At 42.4% G+C, this 15,962-nt stretch carries 14 protein-coding genes; 6 read left to right on the top strand and 8 right to left on the bottom strand.

Annotated elements, in window-relative coordinates; genetic code table 11:
* Positions 1 to 174: 174 nt before the first annotated feature.
* The 5 genes from JMX82_RS05085 to JMX82_RS05065 form a co-directional block, all read right to left on the bottom strand.
* Entirely contained in the window at positions 175 to 804 is a 630-nt protein-coding gene (locus JMX82_RS05085) for a glutathione S-transferase family protein (RefSeq protein ID WP_201539721.1), read from the bottom strand.
* 47 nt (positions 805 to 851) lie between these two features.
* Positions 852 to 1,529 carry a type 1 glutamine amidotransferase domain-containing protein gene (locus JMX82_RS05080; RefSeq protein ID WP_201539720.1) on the bottom strand — a complete coding sequence of 226 codons (678 nt, stop codon included), beginning with the start codon at positions 1,527 to 1,529 and terminating at the stop codon, positions 852 to 854.
* Positions 1,530 to 1,748: 219 nt separating this feature from the next.
* Positions 1,749 to 2,798, bottom strand: coding sequence for an NADP-dependent oxidoreductase (locus tag JMX82_RS05075; protein WP_060491217.1), 1,050 nt, complete (start codon positions 2,796 to 2,798; stop codon positions 1,749 to 1,751).
* Positions 2,799 to 2,938: 140 nt separating this feature from the next.
* The gene (locus JMX82_RS05070) at positions 2,939 to 4,159 is read right to left on the bottom strand and encodes an iron-containing alcohol dehydrogenase (protein ID WP_198330427.1); all 1,221 of its coding nucleotides are present in this window, start codon (positions 4,157 to 4,159) and stop codon (positions 2,939 to 2,941) included.
* Positions 4,160 to 4,367: 208 nt separating this feature from the next.
* Positions 4,368 to 4,970: a TetR/AcrR family transcriptional regulator gene (locus JMX82_RS05065; protein ID WP_055124963.1), complete on the bottom strand. Its 603-nt coding sequence runs from the start codon at positions 4,968 to 4,970 to the stop codon at positions 4,368 to 4,370.
* A gap of 406 nt (positions 4,971 to 5,376) precedes the next feature.
* On the opposite strand from JMX82_RS05065, the gene JMX82_RS05060 reads away from it, so the two are divergent.
* Complete coding sequence (locus JMX82_RS05060; RefSeq protein ID WP_201539719.1) at positions 5,377 to 6,867, top strand: aldehyde dehydrogenase family protein; 1,491 nt, start codon at positions 5,377 to 5,379, stop codon at positions 6,865 to 6,867.
* Positions 6,868 to 6,961: 94 nt separating this feature from the next.
* On the opposite strand, the gene JMX82_RS05055 is transcribed toward JMX82_RS05060, so the two are convergent.
* On the bottom strand, positions 6,962 to 7,192 hold the full coding sequence (locus tag JMX82_RS05055) for a hypothetical protein (RefSeq protein ID WP_045454282.1): 231 nt from the start codon (positions 7,190 to 7,192) through the stop codon (positions 6,962 to 6,964).
* Between the two features lie 200 nt (positions 7,193 to 7,392).
* Between JMX82_RS05055 and JMX82_RS05050 the strand changes: the two genes are divergently transcribed.
* The 3 genes from JMX82_RS05050 (at position 7,393) to JMX82_RS05040 (ending at position 11,039) form a co-directional block, all read left to right on the top strand.
* A complete protein-coding gene (locus JMX82_RS05050; protein WP_201539718.1) occupies positions 7,393 to 8,796 on the top strand; it encodes a DASH family cryptochrome in 1,404 nt (467 codons plus the stop codon).
* A 198-nt stretch (positions 8,797 to 8,994) separates the two neighbouring features.
* Positions 8,995 to 10,236 (top strand): NnrS family protein, encoded by a 1,242-nt coding sequence (locus JMX82_RS05045; RefSeq protein ID WP_201539717.1) that lies wholly within the window; start codon positions 8,995 to 8,997, stop codon positions 10,234 to 10,236.
* A 284-nt stretch (positions 10,237 to 10,520) separates the two neighbouring features.
* A complete protein-coding gene (locus JMX82_RS05040; RefSeq protein ID WP_201539716.1) occupies positions 10,521 to 11,039 on the top strand; it encodes an Rrf2 family transcriptional regulator in 519 nt (172 codons plus the stop codon).
* Between the two features lie 94 nt (positions 11,040 to 11,133).
* On the opposite strand, the gene JMX82_RS05035 is transcribed toward JMX82_RS05040, so the two are convergent.
* Positions 11,134 to 11,880 carry a hypothetical protein gene (locus JMX82_RS05035; RefSeq protein ID WP_201539715.1) on the bottom strand — a complete coding sequence of 249 codons (747 nt, stop codon included), beginning with the start codon at positions 11,878 to 11,880 and terminating at the stop codon, positions 11,134 to 11,136.
* 301 nt (positions 11,881 to 12,181) lie between these two features.
* On the opposite strand from JMX82_RS05035, the gene JMX82_RS05030 reads away from it, so the two are divergent.
* The gene (locus JMX82_RS05030) at positions 12,182 to 12,973 is read left to right on the top strand and encodes an ankyrin repeat domain-containing protein (protein WP_227676347.1); all 792 of its coding nucleotides are present in this window, start codon (positions 12,182 to 12,184) and stop codon (positions 12,971 to 12,973) included.
* A 151-nt stretch (positions 12,974 to 13,124) separates the two neighbouring features.
* Here JMX82_RS05030 and JMX82_RS05025 read toward each other — a convergent pair whose 3' ends face one another.
* Complete coding sequence (locus tag JMX82_RS05025; RefSeq protein ID WP_201539714.1) at positions 13,125 to 14,114, bottom strand: dienelactone hydrolase family protein; 990 nt, start codon at positions 14,112 to 14,114, stop codon at positions 13,125 to 13,127.
* A gap of 416 nt (positions 14,115 to 14,530) precedes the next feature.
* On the opposite strand from JMX82_RS05025, the gene JMX82_RS05020 reads away from it, so the two are divergent.
* On the top strand, positions 14,531 to 15,730 hold the full coding sequence (locus tag JMX82_RS05020) for an MFS transporter (protein ID WP_201539713.1): 1,200 nt from the start codon (positions 14,531 to 14,533) through the stop codon (positions 15,728 to 15,730).
* Positions 15,731 to 15,962 lie beyond the last annotated feature (232 nt).

The raw sequence follows: 15,962 nt of genomic DNA, 5'->3' as shown, positions 1-15,962 counted from the left end.
GCCCTAGATGTACTCGGTGTACTATCTGCGGTCGGTCGCCTTGTAGCGATTCTAAAATTCCTTGACTATATGTCACATAGCTACGACTCAGGTCATTTTTACCCATAAAAAACAGCTCTATAAAGAGCTGTTTTTTTATACATTAAATAGTCGATAAACAGTTAGACCATGGTACTAAATAGAGTGATCATAATTCGCCTCTAAACGCATGCTGCGCTGATAGCTATCAAGACTGGCAAGCTGTAAAGCATACTGCTTGATATGCGGATAATCATCTAACGCTTCACGCTTAGCCAGCATGATTAAGTCAAAAGACAGCATAAAGTCAGCGCCGCTTAGCTTATGACCAACGATAAATGGCTTATCTGCAACTTCCTCGTTTAGATAGCTCAACAGTCTGTGTTTTTCTTGACTGATATAACCATCTAAAAACTCGTTATCGACGATACCGGCTTTTTTGGTAAATAGCTCCAGTAATAACGGCAACATGAGCGAGCTTTCAGCAAAGTTAATCCATTGCAGATAATGGCCATAGTCTGCGCTATCAGTCGTAGGACGTAAGCGCTCTGGCGCAAATCGCTCAATCAATAACTCAATGATTGCACCCGACTCGGCATAAAGTTGACCATCCATCTCGATAACCGGAGATTTACCGAGTGGATGTACCGCCTTTAAACTGTCTGGTGCCAAATGAGTATTAGGATCGCGTTGATGACTAATGATCTCATAAGGCACGCCCAGCTCTTCTAAAAGCCATAAAATACGTAATGAGCGAGACTGGTTGAGATGATGTAAGCGAATCATGATAGTGGCCTTTTTGCATGGTCTATTATATTAACGTTAAAAAGATATTAACCTTTCAGCTTAGTGATTAAGCGCTTGGCAGCTTCCTCTGATGACGCTGGGTTTTGCCCCGTAATCAGCAAGCCATCTTCGACCACAAATGATTCCCAATCAGCGGCTTTTTCATAGTTACCACCATTGGCTTTTAGTGCATCTTCTACTAAGAATGGCACGACATCTGTGAGACCAACGGCGTCTTCTTCTGAATTGGTAAAGCCAGTCACTGTTTTGCCTTTGACTAAATACTCACCATCAATTTTGACGTTTTTAAGAGCGGCTGGAGAATGACAAACAAAGGCGACAGGTTTGTCTTGTTTGACAAACGTCTCAATCAAATTGATCGAATTTTTATCAACTGCCAAGTCCCATAGTGGACCGTGACCGCCCGGATAAAAGACTGAATCAAAGTCTTCGGCTTTCATATCAGCGAGTTTTTTAGTATTGGCAAGCTGCTTTTGAGCATCGCTATCTTCTTTAAAACGCTTGGTATCTTTGGTTTGCGTGTCTTCAGTATCGCTGCTAGGATCAAGCGGCGGCTGGCCACCAGCAGGAGAGGCTAGTGTTACGTTGACGCCTGCATCGATAAAAGCATAGTACGGCGCGGCAAACTCTTCTAGCCAAAAGCCCGTTTTTTTGCCAGTATCGCCCAACTTATCATGTGAGGTTAGTACCATTAAAATATTCATAGTCGTCCTTATTTATTATTGATGTTGTTTTTAAATCATGGGTTGTTAGCAGTCATGCTTAATTGGTCATCTGTAATCAATATGAGTATTTGCAATGACTGCTAGCGGTATTCATAGAACAGTATTCATGGTTGAGAGGTCATTTTCAGTGGTTGTCTTAGCAAGTTATGTTGTTAAGTCGTTATTTGCGATTCAACCAACTGATAACCATTGGTTCTGTTATTCAACCTCAGAAACTTTAACCACTGTTTTACCAAAGTTATCGCCGTTTAGCATGCGCACGAAGGCATTTGGTGCATCGTCTAAGCCTTCAGCGATATATTCTTTGGTTTTAACATCGCCTGACTCGACCCATTTACTCATGGTTTTTAAGAATTCTGGGAAGTGATCGCCATATTCTTCAAAAATAATAAAACCTTTAATGGTGAGACGACGGCTTAGAATGTTGCCCATTAATACGCCTAGACGATCTTTACCATCAGGCAGCTCGGTGGCGTTGTATTGCGAGACCAGACCACAGACTGGGATACGTGCATGCGCATTTAATAATGGCATAACGGCATCAAATACTTTGCCACCGACGTTTTCGTAATAGATATCGATGCCATCTGGGCACGCCGCTTTTAATTGCTCGGCAAAGTCATCCGCTTTATGGTCAATACAGACATCAAAGCCTAGCTCATTGACAGCAAAGTCACATTTTTCTTTGCCACCAGCCACACCAACGGTACGTAAGCCATATTGGTTGCCAACTTGACCTACCGTTGCACCAACGGGACCCGTTGCAGCAGCGACGACCAAAGTTTCCCCTTTTTGCGGCTTACCGATGTCGGTCAAACCCATGTAACCGGTAAAGCCTGGCATACCTAGTACGCCTAAACCATAAGAGGGATTTGACATGTTTTTGTCAAGCTTTAAGACGCCTTCGCCATCACTGACGCTATAGTCTTGCCAGCCTGAGTTTGAGACCACTAAGTCACCCACAGCAAATTTGTCGATATTGGATTCAACGACTTGGGCAACCGTGCCACCCATCATGACATCACCCACTTCTAGCGGATCAGCATAGCTTTTCGCATCGCTCATACGTCCACGCATGTATGGATCTAAGGATAAGTAAACGGTACGCAGCAGCATTTCATTGTTATTTGGCGATGGGATATCGCTGGTTACCATATCAAAGTTTTCAGCTTTTGGCTCACCTGTTGGACGGCTTGCCAATTTAATTTGACGGTTTGTTTTTTGATTTTGTTGTTTATCAAAGCTCATTATCAGATTCCTTTTCTATTTATTGATTTTAAGATTCTATTGATTTTAATATTTAATGGTGAATGGAGTAGTTACTCAGTGCTGAGCAACTACTATAAATAGCATAACAATATGTGTTTCTTATTACGGTGGTGTTTTTATTAAGCAGCTTTGCTACTAATAGCACGTTGTAGAATACGGCGTGACACTTCTAAATCATTGTTGCTGTGCTCGCCTAACTGAACCATGTTATGCGCTTCAAGCTGCTTGATAATCGGGTCAATAGCTGATTCATCAAGTTCTGCATCTTCTAAACTGACGGGCAAGCCAAGGTCACGGAAGAAGTTTTCGGTACGGACAATAGCCGCTTCAATGACAGCATCTTCGTCTTGATGAGTATCATCGAGCGTAATATTCCAGACATTATGCGCATATTGAAGTAATTTCTCTTTTTTGCTGTCTTTCAACTCGCGCATTACTGATGGCAATAAGATAGTTAATGTACGTGCATGATCGATGCTGTGCAACGAGGTTAGCTCATGACCGATCATATGTGTCGTCCAGTCTTGCGGTACGCCTGCACCGATTAGACCATTGAGTGCCATGGTTGCTGTCCACATAATATTCTTACGAGTTTCTAAGTTTTCTGGATCTTGTTTAACGATACGACCTTCATCAATGAGGATTTTCAGCAAGCTCTCAGCAAAGGCATCTTGCACTTTTGCATTGACTGGATACGTTAGGTACTGTTCCATGACATGGACAAAGGCATCAGCCACACCATTCATCACTTGACGCTCAGGTAATGTCAGTGTTTTGATTGGATCTAATATTGAGAACTTAGGGAAGGCAAGTGCGTTGCCAAATGGTAGCTTAGCTTGACGTTCACTATAATTGATGACGCCGCCTGAGTTCATCTCAGAGCCAGTGGCTGGAATGGTCAAAACAGCACCCAAATCGATGGCAGAATCAATGTCTCTGCAATAGCTGGTTAGTGCGTTCCATGCTTGTTCGCGTGAGACAGTCGTGCCATCTTCTTCAGTGAGGGACGATACCAATGCAACAAATTTGCTACCATCAATGACTGAGCCGCCCCCGACCGCTAGCAAAAAGTCAATATTGTGCTCATTGACCATATCTGCTGCTTTTAAAAGAGTCGTGAATTCTGGATTGGCTTCAATACCACCAAATTCGAATACGGTACGTGTACCGCTCGCAGCCAAGGCTTCCTTTACTTCGTCTAGCGTACCTGTGCGCTGTGCCGAACCGCCACCATAAGTGATAAGCACACGGGCATCGGTCGGAACCAATTCCGATAGTTGTTTGATTTGACCTTCACCAAAGACGATACGTACTGGATTGTAATATTGGAAGTTATTCATAGTATTCCTAAAATTATTAAATATTTGTGTTGGGCGTATGGGGTGCAAAAATCTCAGTGACAAATTAGCCATTCGTTTTTACAACTGTGGGCATTGTACATTAAATAGACCAGTCGTCTAGTAACTTTTACAAAACTCTCTTATAACTCAATTTTTTGCTTTAGATATAGGGAAGTATAAATGGCTAAAAAGCGTTTAACGCACGAAATTAGCGTCCCAATTGAGAAGTAGTCATCTGCCATACTTCTGCAAGCGGTGTATTGGTTTGGCTAATCTTGGCGATTAAACTGGCACCAAGCCAAGCAAAATACCAACGTTTGGCCATGCTCTCGGCCGCGATATTGTCAGGTTGTGGTACAGAGTCATCCGCCCAGCCTGCTTTGATTTGTTCGGCAAGCCAACTGATGGTCTGCTGATAACCAGCATTCAGTGCGATGCGCATAGGTTCAGACAGATCTGCAACCTCAGCGCTGAGCTTCACCACCAAGCACTTTTCATGATCACAGCCATTTTGCTGGGTGTCATACCAGCTTTGAAAATAATCATAAATCTTTTGCTGAGCATTAACTTTTTGACGACCAATGGTGTCTAAGCGTATCTTATAGTCAGTGAAATAATGACTGATGATAGCTTCACCAAATGCTTCTTTTGAGGCAAAATAATGGTAAAAAGAGCCTTTAGGAATACCGGCTGTGTCTAGTATTTGTTTGATACCGACGGCAGTAAAACCTTTTTTGGAAATCAGTTGATAGCCTGTTTCTAACAGATGCGTTTTGGTATCTGGTGGGATTGTGGTTGAGGCCGCAGACATAATAGTAATGTCCTCCTATATTTTTTATGAATGTATTTCAGAGATAAGGTATAGCGAATAATGCTACTTAGCGCGCTATTAACAATTATTCATGATACTTTCTATGGGTCGATGCAGATTTTTATTGTTGCTTATAATTAGTGCTTATTGTAAAGGTTGATATGGTCACGTTACGTTTTTTCAACAATACTTGCTGACAAAATACGCTTATTTGTATGAGGTCTATGGTAGCATTAGACCAGTCGTCTAGCAAGTTTCGTTTTGATGTGTTTAATCAAATGTTGCGAGCGCAGGCTATTTAATATAAATAACTGTGTTAAGGGTTATTTTTTATCTGCCTCAATTTGCTAGTCATACTGTTTTATTGACAACCAACATAACATCCATAAAATAAATGAGAAGAATTATGTCAACTGATACCGATAATACCAAAGCCAATGCCTATAATGATTTCCACCTCCAGTACATTGCAGGGGAATGGCAAAGCGGTCAAGACGATAGCGTCAATACCAATACCAACCCCTACAATGGCGATACACTTGTAAAGATTCAGCAGGCGACAGAAGCGCAGCTTAATGAAGCGTATCAAGCAGCAAGTGCGGCACAAAAAGAGTGGGCACAGCAAACGCCAGCGACACGAGCAGGTGTACTATATAAAGTGGTTGAGATTTTAGATCAGCGCCAAGATGAAATCGTCGATTGGCTCATTAAAGAGTCGGGCAGTACCCGTGTTAAAGCCATGGTTGAGTTTGCTGCTACCCGCGCCATTACCCTTGAGGCTGCGACTTTCCCAAGTCGTGTACATGGCGAGATTCGTCCATCTAACACCCCTGGCAAAGAAAACTTTGTTTACCGTGAGCCCATTGGTGTCGTTGCTGTCATTAGTCCGTGGAACTTTCCATTACATTTGACCCAACGTTCTATTGCACCAGCCTTAGCACTTGGTAACGCTGTGGTACTCAAACCTGCGAGTGATACCCCAGTGACTGGTGGTTTGCTGCTAGCAAAAGTATTTGAAGAAGCAGGTTTGCCAAAAGGCTTGCTCAACGTGGTTGTTGGCTCAGGCAAAGAGATAGGAGATGCGATCGTTGAACACAAAACCCCAAGCTTTGTATCATTTACTGGCTCTACTTCAGTCGGTAAGCGCATTGGCGAGTTGGCTAATGGCGGCGAGTGCATTAAACAAGTAGCGCTTGAGTTGGGTGGTAACAGTCCATTTGTGGTACTAAAAGACGCTGATATTGAGCAAGCGGTCAAAGCAGCCGCCTTTGGGAAGTTCTTACATCAAGGTCAAATCTGTATTGCTATCAATCGTATTATCGTTGAAGACGAGATTTATGATGACTTTGTTGAGCGTTTCTTGGCGCATGTTAAAACGTTAAACGTCGGCGATCCGAGCAAACAAGACACGGCGGTTGGTCCGATTATTAATAAAAAACAAGTCGAATCGTTGAAAGAGAAAATCGCTAATGCGCAGCAAGAAGGCGCAAAAATGATACTAAGTGGTGAGATTAAAGGACAAGTTGTACCGCCGCACATCTTTACTGAAGTGACGCGTGAGATGGATTTGTCACGTAATGAGGTATTTGGACCATTGGTCGGTATCATCCGTGCCAAAGATGAAGATGATGCGTTATCGATCGCCAATGACTCAATGTTTGGTCTGTCGAGTGCGGTATTTACAAAAGATATGGCAAAAGGCATGCGCTTTGCTCGCGGTATCAGAGCAGGCATGACCCATATTAATGATATTTCAGTCAATGATGAAAGTAACTTGCCATTCGGTGGCGAGAAAAACTCAGGTATTGGTCGTTTTAACGGTGAGTGGGTGCTAGAAGAGTTCACTAGAACGCACTGGATATCTATGCAACATGAGCCACGCGAGTATCCGTTTTAAGCGATGTATATTTTCAATGCTCTAAATTAAAGTTTTAATAATAAAAAAGCCTGCAAATAAGCGGGCTTTTTTTATGGGAACGTTGAAAGTGTGATTATTTAAGGTGAAAGCCTAGCAAGTCTTGTATCTCCTCGACGGTCATATGTCTAACGAGCGCCTGATCTTCTACCGACAGGCGATTGGTGTGTTCTTTTATCATAGTATGGATACTACGAGCGACCTCAGAGGTGCTAGCATAATACATTTGCGGCTCCTCTTTGGTGAGTTTCATCAAAAACTTATCGATGATTTTGCGCTTTTCATGGGAAGCGTGTTCTTGAGTCATGACATTCTCCTAATTATAAACCATCTAAGCAGTCAGCTCAGTGATAGTCAATGCTTATGGCTAGTATAACGCAGATAACAACGAGGATAGCGACTTAAGTTGAACGGGTAACACGCTCTATACTGTGTGTCACATTCTAAAATATTATAGTTTAGACTCAGCTTCAAGTGAGCGCGTTTAACTACTTGGGAATCGAGAGTATGTCAAATCACCAATCAGACAACGCATCAAATAAGTCAGTCAAAAAAGCGGTATTGGTCTTATTTCATAACGATTTGCGCATAGAGGACAATGAAACGTTAGTCAAAGCGGCGACATTGGCTAAAAGTAATCAAGGCAACCTGATGCTCATCTATGCTGATTTTTTGGCTGATTGCATTGAACCGAAAGAGAACCGTCAAGCTTACCATTTTAATGAGATGGGCGCTGCTCGTCGGCAGTTCTTGTCTGAGAGCTTGGCTGATTTGGATCGATTGCTTCAGCGCCTTGGTAATCGATTGCTGTATCTGTCGCCAAGCTATTCATCAAAGAGTCATTTGTCACCAGATAAGGTAAAGTCTGCCTTAAACGCCTTTACTCAGTTATGCCAGCTCATTGAGCAGCAACAAGTCACCGATATCTGTGTCAGCCATACGGCAGATTATAATCAAAATAAAGGTTATGCTGCCTTGCAGAGCAAATATCCGCAGATAATATGGCACAGGCAATCAACCCATACGCTATTTGCTGATTTACCGACACAAGGCCTGCCTAAAAGCTTTACCCAGTTTCGAAAAAAGGTTGAAGCAAGTCATGATTTATTGAATGCTGACGACGAAGTGGCTGTTTCTCCTACGCCAAAGTCGCTACCGCCAATGCCTGATGCGTTGATAGGTCATAGTAAATACCTTTTTCAAACACAACCATCTGATGAGCAAGCGCTTAGTTTTAAAGGTGGTGAAACAAATGCAATGCTTCATTTAACTCACTATTTTGATTCTGCTGCGCCGCACACTTATAAAACCACACGTAATGCACTGGATGACTGGACGCATTCCACTAAATTCTCGCCTTGGCTGGCAAATGGTTGCTTGTCTGTGAAAATACTATTGAATCACTTACGTCATTATGAGCGTGAGATTATCGCCAATGAGTCAACGTATTGGATATGGTTTGAGCTGCTGTGGCGCGAGTATTTTTATTGGTATGCGATTGAACATGGTAGCAATCTATTTTTGTTTAAGGGCATTGGTCATCAATTACCAGCTACTCATTTTGACGATCAGCGTTTGCAGCAATGGCAGAATGGCAGTACACCATATCCTATCGTCAATGCCTGCATGAATCAGCTAAAGCAAACAGGGTATATGTCCAATCGTGGCAGACAAATCGTTGCTAGCTGCTTGATTCATGAGTTGGGTTTAGACTGGCGTTACGGTGCAACCTATTTTGAGCAACATCTTATCGATTATGATGTCGCGATTAATTGGGGTAATTGGCAATATCTAGCGGGCGTAGGCGCTGATCCAAGAGGATGTCGGCAATTTAATCTTAGCAAGCAAACCCAGCAATACGATCCCAATGGTGAGTTCATTGATAAATGGCAAGGCGGTCATGTAAGTTAAAGCAGTTTATGGATTTTTGACCATAAATACTAAATAGCACGTGCTAAACCGCTAATAGTCTTATCAGTGGTGGTTTTTTATACTAATAGCAAACCGTTATAATGAGCTATAAAATTATCACTATTGTATAACTTGTAACATTCATTTAAAATGAATCTTTAAGTTAAACTCTATTCATATGCTTCTAAGAAGACTGCCATGCAATCGATCAACTTACCCAGCAAGCCGCCCAGCTCTCCGCATCCCATTCTGAATTTGAGCTTTCGGATATTTTTTAGTGCTGCCGCGCTATTTGCCGTGATAACGATGCTGCTATGGTCTTTTGTATTTACTGGTCATACAGATATTGACGCACAAGCACTGAATCCGTTGTACTGGCACGGTCATGAGATGGTCTATGGTTATGCCTTGGCGGTCATTGCAGGATTTCTCCTCACGGCAGTGAAGACGTGGACAGGGGTAATGATGCCGCATGGTTATAAGCTGCTGGCTATATTTGGCTGTTGGCTGCTGGCACGTTTGAGCTGGGCAGGTTTTGGGCTTGGTATGACGGTTGCGGGTAGCAGTATATCGTTGTTATATGTCGCCGCAGTATTTGACTTATTGTTTATCGCCTCGATGGCATTTGTGATATGTCGAGCGGTATTGCAGGTCAAGCAGTATAAGCAAATGGGCATCTTAGCGAAATTGGCCTTATTGACCGTTGGCAATGGAATCTGCTACTGGGGTATTATCAATGCCGATATGAGTATGACTAAAATAGGTATTTATCTAGGATTTTATTTGATTATCGGTTTGGTGCTGACCATTGGTCGCCGCGTGGTGCCATTCTTTATTGAACGTGGTCTGAGTGTTGGAACGACGGAAGTCATCAAGTTGCGCAATAGTAAAGTACAGGATATTGCGAGTTTATTGTTTTTCTTAACGTTTTTTATCAGTGACTTGTTTTATCCTAATAAGTATCTGCTGACTATTACGGCACTTGGCGTAGCAGTGGTTAATATCGTCCGTCTGGTAGGCTGGTATCATCGCGGTATCTGGCAAAAGCCATTGCTTTGGTCATTATATGTTGCATTTTTGGGCATGTGTTTGAGTTTTCTGCTGTATGCGCTGCAACCATGGTTGGGCTATACTCATAGTATTGCGATGCATGGGCTTGCCATTGCAGGCGTTGGTATGATGACCGTAGCGATGATGACGCGGGTATCGCTTGGTCATACGGGACGCAGCATTCATCAGCCGCCCAAGACGGTGAATATTATGTATGGTCTGATGGTATTGGTATTTGTCAGTCGCGTGCTGTTGCCGCTTGCCGATATGAGTCACTATCTATTATGGATCATGATTGCCCAAGGGGCGTGGATTGCTTGCTTCGTGCTATTTTGCATCAGTTATTTGCCGATGCTGGCACGTCCTAGACCTGATGGTTTGTTTGGTTAGAGCCTGTAGAGCCGTTATAATGCTATCGCCAAAATAATAGGGGATTTATCCAAGTCTATCGACTGATTGTTGATATTTTTAAGTAGATTATTTTGCAAATGTTATAAGGTTTTAAGACCTTTGTTTTCCAGACACTGTTTGTTTAAAATACCGTTTATCCGAAATACCGTTTGTCTGGGACACTGATTCTTCAAGACCCTCATTTTCAAACTTATAGAGTTACATTGCTAAAATTTAAGCTGATACATATTTGAAAGATTTATATAAAATAGGAGCGCAAATAAATGCGATTGACCAATTATAGCGATTATGCGCTGCGCTCATTGATTTACTTGGCGGTGAGACCAGAGCCGCCATTACTTGCAAATATCAGTGATATTGCTAACAGTTATGGCATTTCTAAAAGTCATTTGACCAAGATTATTCATCAGTTGGGTCAGCTTGGTTATATAGAAAGTGTGCGTGGTAAAAATGGTGGTATACGTTTGGCTCGTGCGCCAAAAGACATCAATTTGGGTATATTAATTAAACAAATAGAGCCGGATTTCGATTTGGTCGAGTGTTTTGCGACCCCCGCGAATGATAAGAGTAGTGATGGTCGACAGACTGGTTCAACAGGTTTGCCTATTACGCTTATTGATGAAACGACAAATAACGCTAGAGGCTGTGTCATTAGCCCAGCATGCCAACTAAAAAGTGTGTTCTTTGAAGCATTGACGGCATTTATTAACGTCCTTGAGAGCTATACCTTGGCAGATATTATCAATAACCAAGATGAGCTAGCGTCTTTATTGTTTCGTTAGTGATTTTTGATGTTGATGGCGTCATTGCAAAAAAGGGAGTGACCATCTTGGTCACTCCCTTTGTTATGCTTCGAATGTGAGATTATACGGTCAATTAAGCTTTTTCTAATTTTGGACGGGCTTTATCAATGGCTTTTAATAGCGCCACTTCAAACTCACCGTCATTAAATGTCACTAAATAGGAATGTGCGGCGCAGAAATTACGCACATCGCGCCATTCATGTGCCAAATTGCTTGCCCAATCGCAATATTGCTTGCCTGCATTGGGCCCATTTTTTAGCGCTTTTTTGGTCGTTGGGTGTAGTATCAGTTCAGGTAATATCGCCTCTAATAACTTCATCGGTGGACTCATAAAGGTATCATCGACGTGCAAGCTTTGACTGGCAGGATGATAGGCTAATAGTGAGCCTGCATGAATCATCTCATTGGGTGAGATATAGTGGATGCCTTGTGATATTGAGAACTTAAGCTCAGGGTAACGCTTGGCCACCGCATCGCTTTCAACCAAGTTATCTGCCCATTGTACTTCAGGTACTTTTTTATGGTGGCGGCTACTGCCATAAAAGGTCGCCTGCGGGAAGTCTTTTGCCATTTGTGCACAGTGCACCGTATGGAATGGGTGGACGTTCAGTACTGCTTCGACGTCTTGACCATTATTGGTTAATGCCATCACCTCATCGCGTACATCACCAGTCAATGAATAGCTATCCAAAAATATAAACTTTCCTGAGTTTAACTGTATAAGTGAGGATTGAGTACCAATGTTTAGAACACCGCCAATGCGAAAAGATCCGCGTATATTCCAAAATCCTGCCCCTAAATCATGAATTTTATCGGTCATTGAAATTATTCCTTAGTGTTTTTATTCGAGTTTTTGAATGTCTTAGTAATTTTAATAATGAATATTTCTCGTCAATAGATGACAACTTATTATAAATAACCTCTTATTATGGTGAATCATGTACCTAAAGTCTGTTATAAAAAAGATGTTGATTGTTAGGTTCAGTGTATAACGTTAAAGTCGGATATAAGCCTATATTAACTGAGGGTCATTGTCATTCATAGCTTATAATTTATAGATTATTATTTAATGAATCTGTATAATATCTCTCACTATTTAATTTGTATTTGAAGGTTGAGTTATGAGATTTTTTGGAAAAATGAGCGCATCAGCGGTCATGGCAACGATGTTATTAGCAGGTTGCTCAAGCCTAAACAATGATAACAGCGTCACTAAAATTGACACTATCCAAGCTGCTCAAACCGCACCAGTCCCACAAGTGGGGTTTCGTTTCAGCACTACTGAGAATTTTGATCTTGCCAATCAAAACAAACTTTCTTGGCGTGTGTTTTATGACAAACCCTCCACAGGTGCAGATGCTACTTGGTTTGACGCCGTAAAACATGGTGATCTAGCCACGGTCAAATACATGGTTAACAATGGTCAAGACTTAGAAGTTAAAGATACAGGTAGCCTTAACCAAACGGCGTTAGGCTGGGCTGCTTTTATCGGCTATGAAGATGTGGTCGATTACTTAGTCAGCAAAGGTGCTGATATCTATGCTAAAGATGACGGTGATGTTTATAACGTCATGAAATCTGCTGTACTGGGAAAAAATACCAATATTGTCAAAAAAGTACATACGTTATTGAATGAAAAAGCACCTGTGGACTTAAATGATCAGACGGTAGAAAGTGATGGTGAAACCTTGATTATGGTTGCAGCTAGTAATAATCGCCTTGAAACTGTCAAATATTTATTGGCGCAAGGCGCTAATCCAAATCTAGTGGCAACGACCAAAGACAAAAAAATGGGCTCGTATAATCAAGGTGCCTATTCATATGCGTGTTCGCGAGATTTGGTTGATATGCAAAAGCTATTAGCCGCCAATGGTGCTGTGAATCATCGCACTGGCAAAGCGAGCTGTGAATAATTGCGTTAATGACTTTATAAAAAAGTCTGCCATTTCGGTAGCCTTTTTTTATGCTCAGCGCTCCTAAGTCAGACGTTGACCAACGGATCGTTTATAAGTGTCTAGTTTATCAGTACCTAGTTTATAAGTGCTTTTCTCATGAGTGCTTTGTTTATGAGCAGTTTTTATAGTCGTAAGCGGATATACGAGGATTTTTGCCATAATTGTCGTTACGACATAAAAACTGATCGAAGCGGGTATCGCCATTAATATAGCGATGCATCCAAGCAATACCCGGCTTGCTGAGTAATATCTCATTAAAACGATAACTTGGACAAAAATGGCTACCGTTCTTTATCTCAATCTTCATTTTTGCGCCTGTAGCCTTATCATAAAAAGGGCTGCTGTATTTTTTATTTGAGGCAATACGGTCATTTTGGCAAGTAATGAATAAAGCAGGCGTGTTCATTTCGCCATAGTTTTTATCATGATAGGGCGTTTGCGGAATAATCGCTCGAACCGTCTGACGTTTTGTCGCTAGCTGGAGAGCGCCGCCGCCGCCCATTGACCAGCCAATAGCACCCAAGCGCGTACTATCTATCTGAGCGCCTACCGTATTGTCACGAAGCATATGATCAAGCGCGGCACTTAACTGCGCCGCACGGCTCTCTGGGTCATCATAAATGGAGTTGGTATCGATGGTAATAACCACAAATCCCCAAGATGCCAAACGCGGCCCCCACCATTTAATAGAAGATTCGTAGGACACATAACCGGGTACTACCGCGATTCCGCCTAACAGACCACAGCCGCCTGCGTTGGTTGGATAATAAATGGTTCCGCCGCCAAAGCCATTGGCTAACTGACGAGGAACGGGTTTTTTAGCCACCGAAAAAGGCCCCTTATCACGCGTATCTGACAGATTAGCCGCTGTAATAATACTGTCGGCGATACAGTTTGACGGCACGGCTGGTGTTGATACAGGCGATGTTATTGCAACTGCTGACGCTATTGGGGTTGATACTATTTTGGTCGATTGCTCTTTAATTGTGAGCTTGTTCGTTGCGGCTACTTCGTCTAACGTAACTGCCGACGCATTTATAGAAAAAATCAGTGCACCTATAGCGACAATCCATTGCGAATAAAAAGGGTATTTGGGCATGATAGAGAGTCTGTTATAGGTGAGTTGGATTTTGTCGCAGGTTATATTTTGTGGATATAAGTTTTTGTGAATCGCATTTATATATAATAGATCAAAATAATAGTAGACAGTAATCAGCTTGCTGTCAAAAATATACGTCACCTACCCAGTATATATATAAAGCAGCAGCTTGTAGTGTTCAACAGACCCTAAGCATAAATAAAGCAATACCGATAACACACCGAAACCAGAGTCTGGTATTTGGTGTGCTAAAATCATACCTGACGGCTATCCCTAGCATCAGCCATTATTGTCATCATTGTTTTTGTCATTATTTCAGCTATTATCGTCCTATTTCTATTACTCACGCCAGATCATCCGCGTCCAACATAGCCTGTATCCCTGTGAAAAATACCATCAGTAAACCCCAGAATAATATGCCAGAACCTCTATCTACACCAATCAATAATGCAACATCGTGGGTCTTAAAACTTACTATCGGCTTGATTGGGATGTTTGCTTTTTTGCAAGTGTATTCTATTCAGGCCATTTTGCCCGTATTAATGGTAGACCTGTCCGCAACTGAGGTGCAAGCTGGCATGATCGTCGGTGCAACGGTGATGGCGATTGCTATTATGTCGCCATTCTTGGGCATGCTGTCTGACGCTGTGGGGCGTAAATCCTTTATCGTTGGCGCATTATTATTTTTAGCAATACCAACTGCTTTAATTGCCCAAAGTCCGAGTATTGGTTGGATGGGCATGTGGCGGTTTATGCAAGGGTTGTCTGTACCGGGCATTACAGTGGTGACGATTGCTTATATCGGTGAAGAGTTTGAGGGACGCGCTGTCACGGAACTGATGTCGTTCTATGTCTCAGGCTCGGTACTTGGCGGCTTTATGGGGCGATTTTTGCTTGGGCATTTGCACGAGCTTATAGGCTGGCGTGCAGGCTATTATGTGATGGCAGCGATGACCCTTATCGGTGCGCTGTGGGTCGGCAAGATGCTACCATCTTCACAGCAGTTTGTGGCCAATCCGAATTTTCGTTCCGCGATGCAGACGCTCGGTGAGCATTTAACCAATCGTTATGTGGTGACGGCTTGTCTGCTAGGAGCGTGTGTTTTATTCTCACTCGTGGGCTGTTTTACCTTTATCAATCTACATCTTGCTAAGACGCCATATGAGTTGAGTACGGGTGCGCTTGCCAATATTTTTGCCGTTTATTTGATAGGCGTTGTCATCACGCCATTGTCGACAACCTTGCTACGTCGCTTTGGTTCAGCGCGCACAGTACGCGTGGCTGTTCTCGTTTCTATGATTGGGGTGCTGTTAACGCTAGTAACGCCGTTATGGGGCATTATTATTGGTCTTGCTATTATGTCCTCAGGTGTCTTTATCACCCAAGCTGCCACCATCAGTTATATCGCCGTCAATGTTAAAAAAGGGCGCTCATTGGCGTCTGGTTTATATTACATGGGGTATTATGCTGGCGGTACGATGGGTGCGTGGTTATGCGGTATGGCTTATGCGCGCGGGCAGTGGTCGCTCACAGTATGGCTGCTCTTATTTGTACAGATTTTGGCATTACTGGTTGCCAGTTTTGGTATGATCAAAACAAAATCACGCACGGCTTGATGGCTATTTTTGAGCAATTTTCATTAAGCTATTGCCTCTTAGGATGTTTACGTAAGGTTGCTTTACATAGCATCTACTTTTTCTTACTATCGATATAGCCTGTTCAATACACCCTAATAATTCTATTAATACTGTTAGCCACTATCAATTTTTAAACAGCCAATTTTTAAATAGCCACTGGTTAAACAGCAATTTTTTATAAATAAAAGCTAAAATAACTAGGACTGCGTGC

The sequence above is a fragment of the Psychrobacter sp. 1044 genome (assembly GCF_904846525.1).
Taxonomy (GTDB): domain Bacteria; phylum Pseudomonadota; class Gammaproteobacteria; order Pseudomonadales; family Moraxellaceae; genus Psychrobacter.
This window is presented reverse-complemented; position numbering and strand designations above follow the sequence as displayed.